The following is an 18,087-nucleotide window of genomic DNA, read 5'->3' as shown; positions in this document are numbered from 1 at the left end:
CAGTCGTCAGTCGACTTGCGTCGAAAATGCAACTACCGCTAGACGGACCTGTTCGGATTGTGCGGTAACGCCTTTCAAATCCAGCGCGGTCTCGAACGGGATCAGGCTTCCGGTCGGCAGTGATCGACCACCTAGGTCGGCTGTACCGGAAAGCACCACAACGTACCCTCGGCCGTCACATCGATGCAACGCCTCGGCGGCTAGCTCCACGCCAGGGACAAGCGCGACACCGAATGCCGAAGCACCACGACGAGTGCGGGCCAGCAGATTCAACTCACCTGTCCCACTGGCCTTCTCGTCAACGCTACAGGTGAAATGCTCACCGGCACGAGTCTCACCTTTTACTCGCGACTCGGGCATGTAGTTCAGTCCGACGGCAGGATCGAGTCGCAGGGTGAAGTACGACAGACCGTCCGGGCTGTCGGCAAAGATCGGGCCGTACACCGTGTATGCATCGCTGTAATGCACCGTGCCCGAACCTATTGCGTGTTTACCCAAGCGGCCGTCACCGTCCAATACCACCTGAAATTGATCGACCTCGTGGTAATGCGGCCGAAGTACCGGAGCTTTCTGCCCGACGAGATAGGCCTGAAAGCCGCCGTCGTCCGAGCCGTCCGAATGCCCTCCCAGATAGTCACTCATCAGGAACTCGCCGGCATCCGTCGTTCGAAGAATCTTTCGAGATTGCTCCGGAGTGACCGCGGCGGGTACCGATGTCATACAAATTCTCCGGATTCGACGGTCTCCGCGCGTAGGGCATTCAGACTCTGTCCACGCGCCGAGCGTGGCACCGGCACGGGGATCGCTTCGAGCAGGGTCCGGGTGTACTCCTGCTGCGGATTCCGGAAGATGTCTGCCACCGGCCCATTCTCGACTACCTCGCCGTGAGCCATCACCAGGACACGGTCCGCGATGACTTCGATCAATGCCAAATCGTGGCACACGAAGAGATATGCAAGCCCCAGTTCCTCCTGAAGGTCTCGCAGGAGATTGAGCACCTGGGCACGAACCGAAACATCCAGTGCTGCAACGGGCTCATCACAGACAATCATCTTGGGATTCAACGTCAATGCGCGCGCAATAGCCACGCGCTGAAGCTGCCCACCCGACAATTCCGCTGGATATCTACCGAAATAGCGTGAGCCGATACCGACTTTGCCCAACATCTGCGTCGCCAACTTTTCGCGCGCGGACCGGTCCATGTCGGTATGGACGACAAGCGGTTCGATTACTGTATCCACCACTGTCATTCGCGGATTGAGTGAACTGTGCGGATCCTGGAAAATCATCTGCATCCCGCGCCGCATCTTGCGTAGTTCAGCAGGCTTGGCCGCCCGCACGTCGACGCCGTCGAACGTGATCGAGCCAGTATCGGGTTCGATCAAACGGAGTGCAATGCGGCCGACCGTCGATTTTCCTGCACCCGACTCCCCCACGACTGCAAGACATTCGCCTGCCTCGAGGGTGAAACTGACATCCTTGACTGCGTGTGACCACTTCGTGCGACGCCCGAGGAAGTCGCGTCCGGACGAAAACGATTTCGAAACATTCGAAACTTCGAGAAGACTCATCGCACGCTCACTCCTTGCAGATCGAGATCCTGCACACGCAGGCATCGCGCTTCTCCGGTGGGAACACTCGCCATCGGCGGATGATCGACATCGCACACTCCCGGTGTGACGTGTGGGCACCTCGGCGCGAAACGGCATCCCGTCGGCCAATCGGCGGCCGCGGGGATTCCGCCGGGAATCGCAACCAATCGGCGATCCGTATTCAGTCCAGGCTGCGGTATCGACGCAAGGAGCCCAGAAGTGTAGGGGTGCTGCGGTCGGAAGAAAACTTCTTCTGCAGCAGCATTTTCCGCGATCTCACCGGCATACATGACCACCACACGCTGGCACAGTTCCGCAACCACAGCAAGATCGTGACTGACGAAAAGTAGCGCCACTCCCGTCTGCTCCTGCAGATCTCGCAACAGATCGAGGATTTTCGCTTGCACGGTCACATCAAGCGCGGTGGTGGGTTCGTCGGCAATCAGCAACCGCGGATTGCATGCCATCACCATTGCGATCATCACTCGCTGACACATGCCACCACTGAACGCATGTGGGTACTCAGTCACCCGCTCCTTGGCTCGGGGAATCTGTACCAGTTCGAGCATCTCCACTGCCCTCGCCATAGCAGCCTTGCGATCCAAACCCATATGCTTGCGAACGGATTCCGCGATCTGATCGCCGACCGTATACGCAGGATTAAGACTACGAATGGGCTGCTGGAAGATCATGCCCATTCCCGTACCGCGCAGCTTTCGCCACTCACGCTCGTGGACCTTGGTCAGATCTCGTCCGTCGAATTCTATGGACCCTCTCGCAATCCGGCCACCGGTTGCCGCGGTCAATCCCATCACCGCCAGAGACGAAACAGTCTTCCCGGATCCGGATTCACCCACCAGCGCCACGGATTCTCCGGCGCCGACATCGAACGAGACACCTTCCACCGTTGTCTGCCATCCGCCGGCACTCGGAAACTCGATCGTCAGATCACGAACCCGCAGAAGCGGTTTGCCTTCAGTGCCCAGCAAGGCTGCTGTGCGCGTGTCATCACTCATTGTCACCATTGCGACTCCGTAGAAGGGATCGACGAACACCGTCGCCCAGATAGGTGAAGGCCAGGACCGTCAAGAAGATCATCACGCCAGGCGGCCAGACCAGATAGGGCGCGATCTGCATATTCGATGCCGCGGTACTGAGCATCGAACCCCAACTCGCCGCCGGGGCCTTTGCGCCGAGACCCAGGAAGCTCAAGCTTGCTTCTGCCGCTACAGCTGCGCCGAGCGATACCGAGATGACCAGCACGACAGGCGGCATGACGTTCGGAAGGATATGACGAACGATCGTCCTTATCGGCAAGCACCCCAGTGCAATTGCGGCCTCGATGTAGGTTTCGTGGCGCACGTCCATGGTGGAGGCCCGTGCGACACGAAAGAATCTTGGTGCCATGACCAAACCGATAGCGAGCATCGCGTTGGTAATTCCGGATCCGAGGACCGCGACGATCGTGATTGCGAGCACCAGCGACGGGGCGCTCATCAGTGCATCCATCACGCGGGTGATCAGGGAATCGACCCAGCCGCCTCGATAGCCGGCGATGACCCCGAGAGGAAGTCCGAGAATCAGTGCCACGCTCACGGCCTGCAGGGATGCGGTCAGAGATATCCTCGCGCCGTAGATCAACCTGCTCATTACGTCTCGCCCGTAGTCGTCGGTTCCCAAGAGATGATCTGCGCTCGGCGGCTGCAGGCGGTTGACAACTTCCTGCAGATACGGGTCGTACGGAGCCAGGATCGGGGCAAAAACAGCCATGAGCACCAGCAGCAGAATAAAGACACCTGCCACCAACGTAACCGGCTTCTGCAGCAGAACTTTCAGCCCGCGATTGCGACCGGAAGGCTTAGTCGTAGCGCTCTCTGTAAGTGCCTCAGGGTCAGTCATGCGCGAACCTTAGGGTTGAAGTAGCCATAGGAAATGTCGACAAGCAGATTCACCAGCACCACCACGACGGTGGTGAAGAGGACGAATCCCAGTAGCACTGGAATATCACGGTTCTGAACGCTGTCCACAGCCAGACTGCCGAGGCCCGGCATGCTGTAGATGATTTCGATTGTCACTGCTCCGCCCAGCACTTCGGATACACGGAAACCCAGCACGGTGACCACCGGAATACAGGCGTTCTTGAGTCCGTGCTTGAAGATGACGCTGGCGCGACCGAGCCCCTTCGCCTCCGCGTTGAGGATGTAGTCGCTCTTGAGGACTTGTCCCAGCGACGAGCGCAACTGAAGTGTCACCTCTGCGGCCGGCAGGAGTGCCAGTGCAGTGCCGGGCAGTATCAGGTGCTGAATCCAAGGAACGAAGCCATCGGACAGTGGGGTGTAGCCGAAGGCTGGGAAGATCTGATTCGATACGGCAAAAACGGATACCAACACCAGACCGAACCAGAATGCCGGAATAGCGATCGCGATAGACGCCACCACGTTGACCATCCGGTCGACAATGCCGCCGGGACGCAGCGACGCGACGACGCCCAGGATCACGCCGATCGTCACCGCAAGCACCATCGTGAATATCACCAGTGACAGCGTCGTCGCCATCCTGCGCAGGATGAGCTCGGTGACGGATTGGTGGGAGAGGAATGACGTCCCCAGATCACCTTGCAGAACACCCCCAACCCACCGGAGATAGCGCAGGAAGATGTTGTCGTCCAGGTGAAGTGACGAACGAATCTCGGCCAGTCGCTCCGGCGTCGGATTGTCTCCGGCGAGAATAACCGCCGGATCTCCCGGCGAGAGATCGATCAGCAAGAAGATCATCAAGGGCACTATCAACAGGAGCGGCACGGCGGCCAACAGCCTTCGCCCGGCATAACGCAACATAAGCACCCCTCACCGGCGCTTACTGCCGGTCCGTGTCGGCGGTTCCGCTTCCGGGTGGGTGCAGATTGCACATACCCGGAAGCGAACTTGTTTTCCTCGAGAATTTTTCAGATTTCCACAGTGATTACTTGGCCATTCCGACGTAGCGCAGATCGAAGATTCCGGTATCGACCCACGGAATGTTGTCGGCATTGACAACCTTGTCGCTGAAGATCGTGGCATTCGTCTGGTTGCAGATGGGCACGAACATGGCCTCAGCCAGTGTCTTCGACCAGATCTCGTGGTAAATGGTGCCCCGCTCGTCCTGCGACAACGTCGGGTTGGCTGCCTTCTTGGCAAGTGCAGCAATCTCGGGATTGCCGTTGCCGAAGTCGTACGGACCCACGACGAACGTGTTGGCGGTCTCGGCCGGGTCGACCTTCGGGCTGAAACTGTTCGATACCATCGACTGGAACGCTCCGGCAATGTAACCGGGTTCGTTCTGCGCGTTCGGCACCGGATCCAACTCTGCATCGAATCCTGCTGCAGCCAAGGATGACTGAATCACATTAGCAGGCTTCTCCGTATTGGTTCCTGCACCGAAGGTCAACTTGATCTTGGCTCCCCCAGCCGCTTCGACCAAGCTCTTGGCTTTGTTCACGTCAAAGGTGTAGGGGTACTTGTACGACGGGTCCGCTGCCCAACTCGACTCGGGGTACATCTGACGGTACGGAGTACACGTACCCGAGAACAGCGCACTGATCGCTTCGGGATCGATGGCGTGCGCAACAGCCTGACGCACTTCAGGTTTCGCGAGGTCGTCGCGCGAACGCATGAAAACACCGAGCACGTTGCGGAACTTCACCTTGTCGATGCCCAGGACGTTGCGGTCCGCGAGGGTCTGCGCTTGGACGATCTCATTGGCGGAACTCACCCAACTGAGGTCGGTTGCATCGGTCTGCATACCGTTGAGACGCGTCGTCGCGTCCGGCATCGTTTTGAAGCTGATTCCGCCGAGCAATCCAGCTGCAGGATCCCAGTAATCACCCTGCGCCCGAGTAACCTCGAGCGATTCCTCCGGTACGTACTTGCTAACGGTATACGGTCCGGATCCACTCTGGCCCGGGTCATTTCGAATGTCCGTTCCTGCCTCGATAGTCTTGGGACTGACCATCATACCGACGTTGGTACTGAACAATCCGGGTAATTCCACACCGGACCCCGGCACCAGGTTCAAGCGTACGGTGGTCGAATCGACGACGTCGACAGACGCAATGTCGTCGAGAGCCGCCACGACTGTACTGCCGGCCATTGTCTTTCCACGCTGGACGTTCGCGGCGACGGCTGCTGCATCGAACTTTGTGCCGTCATGGAACGAAACGTCGTCACGCAACTTGAGGTCGAGATAGCCTCCATCAGGGGAAAAATCCCACGATTTCGCCAACCCTGCAACAAGATTACCGTCTTTGTCGACCATCGTCAGACGATCGAACATCGGGGTCAGATATCCCCAACCTCCGTAGCTGGTCTGCAGGTACGGATCGAGGTTGCGCGTGGGCGCTGCTGCCGTGACGCGGAGTACCGCTGCGCGGTCGATGTCCGCTGCCGACGCAGTCGATCCATTGGAAGTCGTTGTACCGCCACCACCACCGCATCCTGCAACAGATAGTGCAGTCACCAACGCCACAGCAGCAACTTTGCCTCTGCCGTTCCATTTTCCGCTCATCGAATTCCTCTCGAAATGGATCTCCACCGGTCAGAAGCCCCGATACGCACACGGCTTCTTCGGTCTCTTGGCAGACTAACCCTTATATGTCTATTAGGTATACGTTTCTTCGGAACTCGGACTCGACTATCGATACCGAACGGTGATTCGACTACAGCGAATCCCGATCAACGGGACGGAAATTCGGCACGAAGGACCTAGTCGGAGTACGAGTCCGGCCGCGACGGCGGCGTGGTCACTGCATGTTCCCGCAGCGCCTTCTTATCCACCTTGCCCAACCCGGTCAAGGGTAGGCTGTTCACGAAGTGAATCTGCTTCGGCGCTTGGACCGATCCCTTACGTTGCTTGACCAACGTCACCAACTCGGACTCATCCACGATTACACCGGGCCGTAGGACAACCGACGCGGTCACAGCTTCGCCCCACTTGTCGTCCGGTGTTCCGTACACAGCGGCACTGGAGACACCTTCGTGGGAGGTCAACGCATCCTCAACCTCTTTGGGATAGAGATTGAACCCACCGCTGATGATCATGTCCGTCTTACGATCGACGATGTACAGGTATCCCCGATCATCGGCACGGGCAATACCGCCGGTATACAACCAACCGTCCACGAGTGTTTCTGCCGTCAACTCGTCGTTCTTCCAGCAGCCATCCATGGTTGCCCGTTGCGCACACACACTTCTCCGAGTTCGCCCGTGGGGACCTCCTGTCCCTCGGTGTCCCTCACTGAGACCGTGAACGGACTGAGCGGAAATCCACAGGACGAGAGTAGATCCGGGTCGCTCGAATCGTGATCGGGCTTCTTCAGTAGTGCGATCGGACAACACTCGGCCTGTCCGTACAGTTGCGAAAATACCGGGCCGACTCGATCCAGGCCCTCCATCAACCGAGACGGTGACATCGGCGATGCACCGTACAAGATCAACTCCAGTGAAGAAAGATCCGCGCTGCCGATGGCAGGGTCGTCGAGCATCGAGTAAATCATCGACGGCGCAAGGAGCGTGAAGTTCGATCGCTCACGCTCTATTGCCCGCGAACTTCCTACCGAATTCGCCACATCTTCCAGATCACAGGCAAAGTCGCACGGGCCGAAACTGAAAACCGCGGTGACATCGTCTACGCACGCGGCGGCCAACTGCCCTGCACGCTCACCATGATGGCGTTCATCGACCCCCAAGCCGTCTACCTCGGCGTTTCGTATCTGGAACATCTGATCGTCGAACGAGCCCATCGGATGCAACCACGACGTCGCGATACCGGAAGCATGCGCGGCCGCACCGATGCACCAGGCTTCGGCACGATTACCGGCCAATATTGCGAGCGTAGATTATCAACCTAATCCCTTGCTTTGCAGTACATTCCGATCAGGTCCGCCGCACCGACATAGGAAAGTGTCCCGCCGTCCCCGGAGAACGCCGGCCGTTCCGGATATCGACGTAGCGCTCGAATCGTCAGCGAACCCATCGTCTGTCCGGGGCCGGAGATTCCCGCATTTCGATTTCCTGCAGCTATCACTGAAGTTCCTCCAGTGCAGTCACGTTCGCCCGTGTCTCGAGCATCGAACGGGTTCTCGCACGGGCACTGTCGTACTCGTTTCGCGTATCTCGGACGAGGTCCGCTACCGGCCCTCTCCGCTTCACACCCGACACCGTGTGTCCGGCACTCCAGACATCGGTCCATCGCACCAGACCAGTGGCCGGCGCCTTCGCCCCGAACAGTTCGGCTGAATCCTTCACGGAGATCTGCTCGTTCAATTTCCCGGGATCGAGGCCCTGCGCTCTCATGGACGGCTCGAGCATGTTCGTGCGCAACCCTGTGAACGCGTTGGTCAGAAGTACATCGTCCATCGTGCTGGCGACCAACATGTCCTTGTACGCCGGGGCACCTGCACTCTCGTCCGTAGCAATGAACCGAGTGCCCATGTAGGCCGCATCGTATCCCGCCACCTCCGCAGCCCACAATGCGTGTCCGTCCGAGATACCGCCTGCGAGAATTACTGTGCCATCGAAGAACTCGCGAACCGCACGAACAAAGACGAACGGGTTCATCCAACCCGTCTGACCACCGGCCCCCGCGGACAACAACACGAGTCCGTCGGCTCCGGTCGCAACTGCCTTCTCGGCGTGACGAAGAGTTCCCACGTCGGCAAAAACCTTGGCACCGATGTCGTGAAGGGGACCGATGATCGGCGCGGGAGACCCCACACTCGCGATGACCAATTCCACCCGATGCCGGAGTAGACACGCAAGATCGTCTGCCAGCCGCGGTTGCCTGATGATCAGATTGGGGCAATACGGGGCGATCGTTCCGCCGCTCTGTTCCTGATCGCGATCGAAGACCTCGAGCCAAGTATCGAGTTCATCCACGGTGCGTGCATTCGCCGTCGGAAAGGCGCCGACGACGCCCGAAGCGCAGGCGGCTGAAACAAGTTCCACCCCACTGACTCTGAGCATCGGCGCTGCGATGACGGGGATTCGGAGACGGCTGCCGAACATACTCCGAAAGCTCTGCGCCGCATCGGACTGTTCAACGCCGACAAGGTTCTCGCTCACAAATCTTCTCCACTTCTTCTGCAATACACACGATCAGGGCAAATATCCGGTATGTACGACAGGTGATGCAGGCTCCGAATCACGGCCACTCGCAAGGCGTAGGGCACCGAGCAGCGCATTGCGCAATTCACGCGGGTCGATCACATCGTCGTAGGTCACCGAACTTGCAAGACGCCACGGCCCTGCGGCTTCGTTCTCGATCAGTGCGCGCTGTGTGCGCTCATCCGCCTTTGCGGTTCGCCCACCCACAGCGGCCGGAATTCCTCCCAGCATGCCGCCCGGGAACGACAGTGAGATCGTCTGATGGTCGAAAGCGTTCTGCCCCATCACCGATCCGCCGAAACCGAATGCTTTACGCACTGTCACATGCATTTTCGGCACGGTAGACCGATGCTGAGCCGAAAACATTCGAGCACTTGCCCGCAGTATCCCCTCCCGCTCGGACTTGCTTCCCGCCAGAACACCCGGGTTATCAGCCAGGAAGATCAAGGGCAGATGAAAAGCGCCGGTCATCTCGATGAATCGGGTAGCTTTCTCCGCTGCTGCAACGTCGAGAGCACCTGCGAGTACGAGCGGCTGGTTGGCGACGACAGCGACCGCACGGCCTCCCATCCTAGCCAGCGCCGTGATCACTGATGAGCCGTGGTGCGGCTGCAGTTCGAACAAAGTGTCCTGGTCAACCATCACGGACAGCACATCCCGCATGTCGTACGGGATACGAGGGTTCGGCGGGATTGCGTCGAGAATAGTTTCGAGTGACCGCGGTGCGGCAACTGAAGCTTCGGGGTTTGAAAGTTCTGTACGATTCCACGCGTTCGACGGGAAATAGGACAGGTACCGCCGAGCCAATGCGAGTGCAGAGTCGATATCTGCTGCCACATTATCTGCGACCCCGCTCTGCACTGCGTGCACATCGGGGCCGCCGAGGTCTTCCTTTGTCACCTTTTCTGCCATCGACGCCTCCACCAATGGTGGCCCCGCAGCGAACAATGCGCCATGACCATCGATCATCACCACAAAATCCGACATGGGCGCAGCGAGCGCACCGTGGCCCGCTGAGGGACCACAGACTACCGAAACGGTCGGGACGAGACCCGAAAGCTCAGCCATAGCTTGAAGATCGTTCGGTGCCGGCCGGTGCGGATGCAGTGCATTCGTGGCCCGATGTCCCGCACCTTCGAGCATCATCACCAACGGAACGCGTTCTCGCTTGGCAAGTTCCGCGATGCGAGCACGTTTGGTGGCAGCCGCAGTCCCGATCGAACCGCCGGCGACCGTGAAGTCCTCCGAGCCGACCAGAACCGGGCGACCGTTGACGAGACCGGATCCGGCAACAAATCCATCCGACGGTATCGATGTATCGCCGGCGAGAACGCCGATTTCCTGGAAAGTGCCGTGATCCAATAGCTTCGCAATGCGCTCTCGGGAATCCACCCGACCGAATCGCCGGTAGCGCAGCAGCTTGTCCGGCCCTCCCATTGCCCGAGCCGCCACGCGGCGCTCATCGAGCGCAGCCAACAACGGCGCCCAGGCATGACGATTCTCCGAGACCATCGACGGTTCTGCGTCGATGTCCAACTGCCGCCGCAGCACCTTGCCTGTTGCATTGCGCGGCAACGGATCTACCGTGAGCCTCCACTTCGAAGGCACCTTGTACTTGGCCAGACGCTCTCGAACGAACGTGGTCAGATCGGCTTCCGACACCGCACCCGGCGCGTCGACCACCACGATGGCGGCCACCTCTTCACCGAGATCCGGATGCGGGACTCCGATTACGGCGCATTCCTGCACCGCAGGATGTTCACTCAGCGCATTCTCGACCTCGACCGGATAGATGTTTTCTCCACCGCGCAGTATGAGGTCCGAACGCCGACTGCTGACGCGGAGGTGACCGTCTGCAATGAAGCCCAGATCTCCGGTGCGAAGCCAACCGTCCACGTCGATTGCGGCCTTCGTCGCCTCGTCGTTGTTCCAGTAGCCCAACATCACGTGAGGCCCTCGCAAGCATATTTCGCCTTCATAGCCATCAGGCAGGCGACGACCCTTTTCATCACGGACCTCGACGCTCATCGTGACCACCGGTCGGCCGACCGAATCCGGATAGTCCGTGAGATCTGCCGCGGTGGCCAGCGTTGCCCCGGTAGACGACTCCGTGAGTCCGTACGTCGTCCCGAGGGAGCGGCCTGCGACCGGCAGTAACTCACGAATCCTTTCCTTCAGAGCGGTTGATGAAGGAGCTGATCCCAGCGACATCGTCTTCAATGAGGACAGATCGTATCTGGATAGATTTCCGTGTGATACAAGTCGATTGGCCATGGTCGGCACAGCGCCCCAGTTTGTTATCCGCTCACGTTCGATCAACCGCAGCACACGTTCGATTTCGAACCGGCCGCTATAGATGACTGCTGTGTCGCCGATCGACAACCGCGGCACGGCAAGATTGTGTAGCGACGCGATATGAAACAGAGGGTTCGACAGGAGGAATCGTCGATGCTTCGACGGAGGCGCCCCGAGATGCGTTGCCAGCGAGTCGTTGAATCGGTGAAAGTCGTTCGCGGTGATGATGTTCCGATGCGAGTGCGTCACACCCTTGGGGCGTCCGGTAGTGCCGCTCGTGTACAGAATGACAGCGGGGTCGTCCTCGTCGATGTCGCAGGCAGACAGCTGGGCATCGGAATGCACCGCGGACAGCCGAGGTACGTCGGTTTCGGTAGACAGGACCGGGACGTCTACGTTGCCGAGTAGTTCTCGCCGTTTCGCGTCGGCCACTACCAATCTCGGCGTGGAATGTGCCATGCCGTATGCGATTTCGTTGGACGACCACATCGAATTCATCCCAACCGTGATCGCCCCGATCGACGTCACCGCCCAGAACGTGACGATCCACTGAGCATTGTTCGCCGACAGGATGGCGACTCTGTCACCTTTACCGACCGAGTATTCGCGTCGCAGTTCTTCGGCGAGGGACGCCACTTGCGCAAGGTGATCGGTGAACGTAATCCGCAATTCATCGCACACCAGGTACTCGGCATCGCCGTGCTCGGCAGATGCGGCGAGAAGATCGCGAAGTGTGTGTGCGCGGTTGGTGAACACCGGCATCACTCGCCCGACTACGCTCTCGTCGGCTACCTCGAACAACTCTCCCGGGCCGGTCAGATCCGCCAAGGCGCGAGATCGCCGATCCTGCATGTCTGGTTGAACGACCATTGTTGATCCATTTCCGCTACAAGCTATTCGATTGCAATCGACGAATTCGTCGAGCGCAGATCGAAGTGTCCGCGCTCCACGTCGACGGGGTTTCTCACCACCGCTATTTTCGGATACTACGCAATAGAGTCGTTCAAGATGCAGTATTTCGATTAGAAATACTTTTCGCTTTCGACGAGCACTGAATACGGGTTACACCAGCGCACGACTATGCGGCCCGACGCAGGCATGAAGCACCGTCGGACCGCTGGCGTCGCGCAATTACCCCTCGACCGGAGGCCACACCGGCGCGGTGTTCCACGGACGCGCCACTTCGAGTTGCGCGGCAACCTGCAGCAGCAGATCTTCACGGCCGAAGGCGGCAACCAACTGCACACCGACGGGCATACCCGCGCTGTCCTTACCCAACGGCAAGGAGATCGCCGGCTGACCCGTCACATTGAACGGACTTGTCATGCCGCTGAACGACATTCCGTGCTCCCACAGGGACGCCGGGTTCATCGTGTCCAGCAATCCGAGCGGCGGAACTACCGTGCCTAGTGTCGGGGTGAGCAACAGGTCGTAGTCGGTGAAGTAGCCGCCCAGCATCGTGGCAGCCTTCTCCAGATCACGGAGCGCCTTCACGTACTCGCCGGCCGTATTCGCATTGGCACGGTCGTAGATCATCCGTGTCATCGGCTCGAGATCGTCGTCGCGCAGTTCGCGGCCCAGCTGAGCGAGCCGGGCATTGATGTCGACCGCGACCGGCACGGCCATCAAGTTCGTCAATCCGCTCATCAATTCTTCGAACGGGAACTCGGGAGCCTTGTCGATCACCTCGTGTCCGAGAGCCTCCAGCACGCCCGCAATATCGAGTGTTGCTGCGCTGCAATCGGAATGCACCGCTGCACCCGACGGCATGACCGTCGCGATACCGATACGCAACCGTCCGGGATCGGTACCCACCACGTCGACGTACTGCTGCGTCGGCGGTGCGATGACGTACGGATCACCGGGAATCGGACCAGCGCTGACATCCAACAGCACTGCCGAATCTCGAACACTGCGTGTCACTGCATGATTGACGCTCATCGGTCCGGCCAGCAGAGCCTGCTTGGGGTACGCCGGGACTCGCCCGCGGCTGGGCTTGAGGCCAACCAATCCGCACGCTGCTGCCGGAATACGAATCGATCCGCCGCCGTCGCTGGCCTGGCCGGCCGGGACGATGCCGGCAGCGACTGCCGCCGCAGATCCACCCGAAGAACCACCGACGGAATGCGTGAGCCGATGCGGGTTGCGCGTCGGTCCGAACAACTGCGGTTCCGTGCTGGCGTTCTGACCGAACTCCGGCGAGTTGGTCTTACCGATGATGACCATGCCGGCACGCCGGTAACGCTTGACCAGTTCCGAATCCTCGGACGCGACAACGTCGGCAAACAGCCGTGATCCGTTGGTGCTCGGCAGGCCGGCGACGTCCACGCCGAGGTCCTTGATCACGAACGGGATGCCGCGCAAAGGTCCGTCGGGAAGACCGGCAGCGACTTCGGCGCGTGCCTCGTCACGTCGTTCACTGATCACCGCATTGACTGCAGGATTGCGCTCGTCGAATCGGCTCAGGCTGAACTCGAGAACCTCTGCTGCCGATACGTCTCTCTTGCGGATCGCGTCGGCCAGGCCGGTCATGTCGCTGTTGTCGAACAAATCCTGCATCGATGCCCTCATTACTCGTGTACCGCATTGACGATTGTGAGGTCCGTCATACCAAGCAGTTCAGCCGCGACGCTGTCTGATTCCGCTTACCGGGACTCGCTTACAAGATCAACCCTTGACGCTTTGCCTCGACAACCGCCTCGTGGCGACTGTGCACCTCGAGTTTGGCCATGAGATTGCGCATGTAGGTCTTGACGGTCTCGGTGCTCAACGCGAGTCTCTCAGCGATTTCCGCATTGCGCAGGCCCAACGCGACGTAACTCATCACTTCGGTTTCACGCGGCGAAAGCGTGATCGTGCTCGCATTCCGATCAGGTACTGCCAGAGCCCTCAACTTCGCTTCGACGGCTTGAACCTGAGCGCTGAGTATCTCGTCGTCCAGACCAGCCGCAATCTCACTCAATGCTAGAAAGCTCTCGGTCAATGCGTCGGAAACTTTTGCTTCCCGAACCGATATCTGTTCCACCGCAGCGGTATCGAGCATCGTGACACGACGATCCACCTCGTCGCGGATTTCGATTTCGCGGGCCAGCGAGTACGACGCACGCATCATCTTGTCGGCGATCACGTCCCCGATCGGCAAGTTGGCCCGGAGTCCGCCGTAGAGCGCACCACGCGTCTTACCCCGCACGACGATGGGGACAGCCATGAGCGATTCGATTCCCTCGGTGCCGACTTCGTGGTCGTAGTCGTGAGTGATGTGCGACGAGTTGGCGTAGTCCTGCACCGCACCGGGTCGCTGTTCGGCGATCGCACGTCCACCGAGCCCACACTCGGCATTGATCTCGAGGTTCCGCAGGATGTTGGTGCGCGTTCCGACGTAGCCGGTGATGGTCAACGCCCTTCCACTGACGCAGCCACCGAACAAGACCGGCAACTCGGTTTGCGGATGCAGTCGACGCAGTACGGCGCGCAGTGCGTCGTCGTCGCTCGGCCTCAAAACGCTGTTCACGTGCACTCCTGGTCGGGGATCAATGTATATACCCACTTCAGAGGGTAGCGGCTTTGTCGTGGGCACAATATCGTGCAACCCGAGCATTTGTAGCGCCGGTCACACATGCTGTGGGTGCGAGCTACAGCGTCCGACCACGTCATCTTTCGGAGGAACCCGTGTCTGCACCGACAGCCAACAACACCCCACTGAGCCCGCTGCGTTTTCTCGAACGCAGTGCATCGGTGTTCCCCGACCGAACGGCCGTCATTCACGGCGACCGGACGTACACGTACCGCGAATTCGGCGACGAGGTAGCCACGCTGGCACGAGTTCTCCGTGAGCGCATCACACCCGGTGACCGCGTCGCCTACCTCGCTCCGAACATCCCTGAGATGTTATTCGCGCACTTTGCCGTGCCCCTGGCCGGCGGTGTTCTGATCGCCCTGAATTCGCGTCTGGCTGGCCCTGAGCTCGAGTACATCCTCGATCACTCGGGCACCACCATCCTGTTTGTCGATTCCGAGTTCGTCGGGTCCGTGGCCTCGTCCAAGGCAAACGTGTCGAGTCTGCGCGAGATAATCGAGATCCCCGATTCCACGGTGCCCTCCCCCGAAGTTCCTTCCGGAATCGTCACCGGACAGTACGCGGACCTACTGACCGAAGGCCAAGCACTCGCTGATCAGCCGCTGCACTGGGGCGTTGACGACGAACAACAGTGCATCGCCATCAACTACACCTCCGGAACCACCGGAAAACCCAAGGGCGTCATGTACTCCCATCGCGGCGCCTACCTGAACTCCTTCGGCGAGACTTTCCACAACGGTTTCGACGGATCCACCAAGTATCTGTGGACACTGCCCATGTTCCACTGCAATGGCTGGTGCACCCCCTGGGCTGTCACGCAGGCCGCCGGCACCCACATCTGCCTGCGCGCAGTTCGCGCCGACGTAATCTGGGACGCCATCGACAACCAAGGAGTGACGCATCTGTGCGGCGCTCCGACCGTCTGTTCCACCATCGCCGGCGCCGAACAGGCCCACAAGGTCGACAGCCTGCGGATCACCACTGCCGGCGCTCCCCCGTCACCGACCGTCATCGGCCAGCTCGAAGAAATCGGCATCACCGTCGTCCACGTGTACGGACTCACCGAGGTGTACGGGCCGTACACGATCTGCGAGTACCAGGAAGCCTGGGACGAGAAGACGCCCGCCGAGCGCGCTGCCCTGCTCTCCCGCCAAGGCGTCGGAATGGTGCAGGCCGAGAACGCCCGCGTTGTCGATCCCGACATGAATGATGTTCCCGCCGACGGCATTGCGATGGGCGAAATAGTGCTGCGCGGCAACAACGTGATGCTCGGGTACTACCGCGACGAGGCCGCCACAGCACAGGCTTTTGCCGGGGGCTGGTTCCACACCGGCGATCTCGGAGTAATGCACCCCGACGGATATATCCAGCTGAAGGACCGCGCAAAGGACATCATCATCTCCGGCGGCGAGAACATCTCTACCGTCGAGGTGGAACAGGCGATCATGAGCCATCCCGCAGTGGTCGACGTCGCCGTGATCGGTGTTCCCGACGAGAAGTGGGGTGAACGTCCCAAGGCATTTGTGGTGCTGGGCAAGGGATTGACCGTCACCGCTGAAGAACTCGTCGAGCACACCCGGACCTTGCTCGCCGGGTACAAGGTGCCGCGGGAAATAGTCTTTCCCCTCGAGCTTCCTCGTACACCCACCGGCAAGGTTCTCAAGTTCGAACTCAGGGCCACTGCCACGTAACTCAGCCCGGCAGCTTCTTACGTTTCCGGCCGGAGGGACTCAGCCTGAATAAGCGGGCGTCGACGCAGGTCGACGGGCTGACCGTCGGAGGGGAACGGCAAGGACGTGAAGTTGAGCGGGGCGACGTAGTCGGCGTCGACGTGCCAGTCGAAGCGTAGGAGGACGTGATGCATGATTGCTTTGATCTCGGCACCGGCGAAGTGCATTCCGAGGCATTTGTGTACACCACCGCCGAACGGTTCCCAGGCGTATCGATGCACCTTGTCTTCGCGCCGATGCTCCGCGAAGCGCTCGGGATCGAAACGCTCTGGGTCAGGCCAGTATTGCGACATGTGGTGGGTGAAGTGAGGAGCAACTGCAGCATAGGTTCCCGCGGGCACGAAGTGCCCCTGCACTTGGGTATCGCGAACCGCCCGTCGCGCCATGACCGGTACGGGAGAGACAATTCGGAGACATTCCTTCATAACCAGATCGAGGCTGCCCAGTCCGTCGAGATCTGCATAACTCGGCGTCGAGGTCTCTAACGCGAGAGACTCTGCTCGGCACCTGTCCTGCCACTGTGGGTGCTGACCCAGGTACTGCATCATCGTGGAGATGGTGATCGTGGAGGTGTCGTGTGCGGCCATCAGGAGGAAGATCATATGATTGATCACCTCGTCGTCACTGAAGCGTTGCCCTGCTTCGGATTCGATGTGACAGAGCACGGAGAACAGGTCGTCGGTTTCGTGAGTTCGCCGCGCCGGTAGGTAGCGACGAAAAAAGTCTTCCAGGACTCGGCGTCCGTCGAGCCCTCGTTTCCATCGGGTCCCAGGAACGGGATAGCGGATCACCGAGGTTGCCGCCTGGACGCAATCGACGAAGGCCTTCTTTACCGAGGAAATCTCGCTCTCGGTAGTTCCTTCCGCGCCGCCCATGAAGATGGCAGTGGCGAGATCGAGGGTGAGCGTTTTAACTGCCGTGTATGCACGAAATCCGTCAGTGGGGGTCCAAGTGTCGAGTGCCGCGTCGATCGCCGGGTTGAGAACGTCGACCGTCTTCTCGAGTCGCGATCGGGTGAACGCCTGCTGCATGATTCGACGGTGCCGTAGGTGTTCTTCCGAATCGAGGAGCATGAGGCCACCGTGAAAGAAGGGCCCGATCAGGACTGACCAGCCATCACTGTTGACGAAAGCTCGATCTGCGTTCTGCAGAACTTCTTGGCACGCGTCAGGTCCGAGAACAGCGATCCAACGCCGACCGACCATCGAGAACCAAGAGACCTCTCCGTAACGATCCCAATGCTTTTGCATCAAAGCGAGTGGATTGCGGATGTACTCGAGTGAGTGCCCGACGACGGGCAGCCCTGATCGTCCCGAGATCGGGTGCAACTGTGAGCGTGCGGGTGGGCTGGCCAGGATCTTGGACATGATGAACCTCAACTCCCGTTTCCATCTGACAGTGCATCCTGTCAGATAACTGCAGTCTGCGTCACAGCAATTGCATCTGTCAATATCGATCTATGACTCCTCCTACGCCGCGTCGGTATGCCGGCCTGAGCGGCGACCAGCGCGCAGCACTGCGTCGCGAAAGCTTGCTCGAGGCTGGACTGGAAGTATTTTCGGCCGCAGGCAATCGCGGCGCCACGATGACTGCTATCTGCGCGCACGCCAAGTTGACGGAGCGGTACTTTTACGAAAGCTTCACCAGCAGAGACGAATTACTGCAGAAGGTCCTGGACGGAATCGCCGACGAGATCCGTGGCGCCGGACTGTCCGCGCTTCGAGCGAGCACCGGGACGCTCGAGCAGCGCGTAC

General features: G+C 59.8%; 15 protein-coding genes and 1 pseudogene. 2 read left to right on the top strand and 14 right to left on the bottom strand.

The features are described from left to right. Positions 1-6 precede the first annotated feature (6 nt). The 13 genes and pseudogenes from QM600_RS20205 to QM600_RS20145 all read right to left on the bottom strand — a co-directional run bounded on the left by QM600_RS20205 (position 7) and on the right by QM600_RS20145 (position 14,537). Entirely contained in the window at positions 7-720 is a 714-nt protein-coding gene (locus tag QM600_RS20205) for a hypothetical protein (protein ID WP_283263341.1), read from the bottom strand. Beyond that, positions 717-1,571, bottom strand: a complete 855-nt coding sequence (locus tag QM600_RS20200) for an ATP-binding cassette domain-containing protein (RefSeq protein WP_283263340.1) — start codon at positions 1,569-1,571, stop codon at positions 717-719. The genes QM600_RS20205 and QM600_RS20200 overlap by 4 nt, the downstream gene beginning before the upstream one ends. Continuing rightward, positions 1,568-2,608, bottom strand: coding sequence for an ABC transporter ATP-binding protein (locus QM600_RS20195; protein ID WP_283263339.1), 1,041 nt, complete (start codon positions 2,606-2,608; stop codon positions 1,568-1,570). The genes QM600_RS20200 and QM600_RS20195 overlap by 4 nt, the downstream gene beginning before the upstream one ends. Continuing rightward, on the bottom strand, positions 2,601-3,491 hold the full coding sequence (locus QM600_RS20190; protein ID WP_283263338.1) for an ABC transporter permease: 891 nt from the start codon (positions 3,489-3,491) through the stop codon (positions 2,601-2,603). The genes QM600_RS20195 and QM600_RS20190 overlap by 8 nt, the downstream gene beginning before the upstream one ends. Then, the gene (locus QM600_RS20185; protein ID WP_283263337.1) at positions 3,488-4,429 is read right to left on the bottom strand and encodes an ABC transporter permease; all 942 of its coding nucleotides are present in this window, start codon (positions 4,427-4,429) and stop codon (positions 3,488-3,490) included. Before QM600_RS20185 ends, QM600_RS20190 begins: the two co-directional genes overlap by 4 nt. 124 nt (positions 4,430-4,553) lie before the next feature. Next, positions 4,554-6,134 (bottom strand): ABC transporter substrate-binding protein, encoded by a 1,581-nt coding sequence (locus QM600_RS20180; protein WP_283263336.1) that lies wholly within the window; start codon positions 6,132-6,134, stop codon positions 4,554-4,556. A gap of 197 nt (positions 6,135-6,331) precedes the next feature. Next, positions 6,332-6,766: an AMP-binding enzyme gene (locus QM600_RS20175; protein ID WP_349307281.1), complete on the bottom strand. Its 435-nt coding sequence runs from the start codon at positions 6,764-6,766 to the stop codon at positions 6,332-6,334. Next, positions 6,763-7,449, bottom strand: a complete 687-nt coding sequence (locus tag QM600_RS29685) for an AMP-binding protein (protein WP_349307280.1) — start codon at positions 7,447-7,449, stop codon at positions 6,763-6,765. Before QM600_RS29685 ends, QM600_RS20175 begins: the two co-directional genes overlap by 4 nt. A gap of 199 nt (positions 7,450-7,648) precedes the next feature. After that, positions 7,649-8,689, bottom strand: a complete 1,041-nt coding sequence (locus tag QM600_RS20165) for an NAD(P)H-dependent flavin oxidoreductase (RefSeq protein ID WP_283263335.1) — start codon at positions 8,687-8,689, stop codon at positions 7,649-7,651. A gap of 33 nt (positions 8,690-8,722) precedes the next feature. After that, the gene (locus QM600_RS20160; RefSeq protein WP_502943036.1) at positions 8,723-10,243 is read right to left on the bottom strand and encodes an acyl-CoA carboxylase subunit beta; all 1,521 of its coding nucleotides are present in this window, start codon (positions 10,241-10,243) and stop codon (positions 8,723-8,725) included. Between the two features lie 15 nt (positions 10,244-10,258). Next, a pseudogene (gene casG / locus QM600_RS20155) lies at positions 10,259-11,896 on the bottom strand (steroid-24-oyl-CoA synthetase); the annotation flags it as partial. A 261-nt stretch (positions 11,897-12,157) separates the two neighbouring features. Then, the gene (locus QM600_RS20150) at positions 12,158-13,585 is read right to left on the bottom strand and encodes an amidase (RefSeq protein WP_283263334.1); all 1,428 of its coding nucleotides are present in this window, start codon (positions 13,583-13,585) and stop codon (positions 12,158-12,160) included. Positions 13,586-13,685: 100 nt separating this feature from the next. Further along, complete coding sequence (locus tag QM600_RS20145) at positions 13,686-14,537, bottom strand: LuxR C-terminal-related transcriptional regulator (protein ID WP_283263333.1); 852 nt, start codon at positions 14,535-14,537, stop codon at positions 13,686-13,688. A gap of 158 nt (positions 14,538-14,695) precedes the next feature. Here QM600_RS20145 and QM600_RS20140 point away from each other — a divergent pair, with 158 nt between their 5' ends. Continuing rightward, positions 14,696-16,294: an AMP-binding protein gene (locus QM600_RS20140; RefSeq protein ID WP_283263332.1), complete on the top strand. Its 1,599-nt coding sequence runs from the start codon at positions 14,696-14,698 to the stop codon at positions 16,292-16,294. A gap of 17 nt (positions 16,295-16,311) precedes the next feature. Here QM600_RS20140 and QM600_RS20135 read toward each other — a convergent pair whose 3' ends face one another. Then, positions 16,312-17,700 (bottom strand): cytochrome P450, encoded by a 1,389-nt coding sequence (locus QM600_RS20135; protein ID WP_283263331.1) that lies wholly within the window; start codon positions 17,698-17,700, stop codon positions 16,312-16,314. Between the two features lie 92 nt (positions 17,701-17,792). Between QM600_RS20135 and QM600_RS20130 the strand changes: the two genes are divergently transcribed. Then, the coding region (locus QM600_RS20130) for a TetR/AcrR family transcriptional regulator (RefSeq protein WP_283263330.1) at positions 17,793-18,087 on the top strand (295 nt) is incomplete at its 3' end.

The organism is Rhodococcus sp. IEGM 1379 (assembly GCF_030056815.1).
Classification (GTDB): Bacteria; Actinomycetota; Actinomycetes; order Mycobacteriales; family Mycobacteriaceae; genus Rhodococcus_F.
The sequence above is the reverse complement of the archived record's forward strand: the minus strand, read 5'-3'. Positions and strand labels throughout refer to the sequence as shown.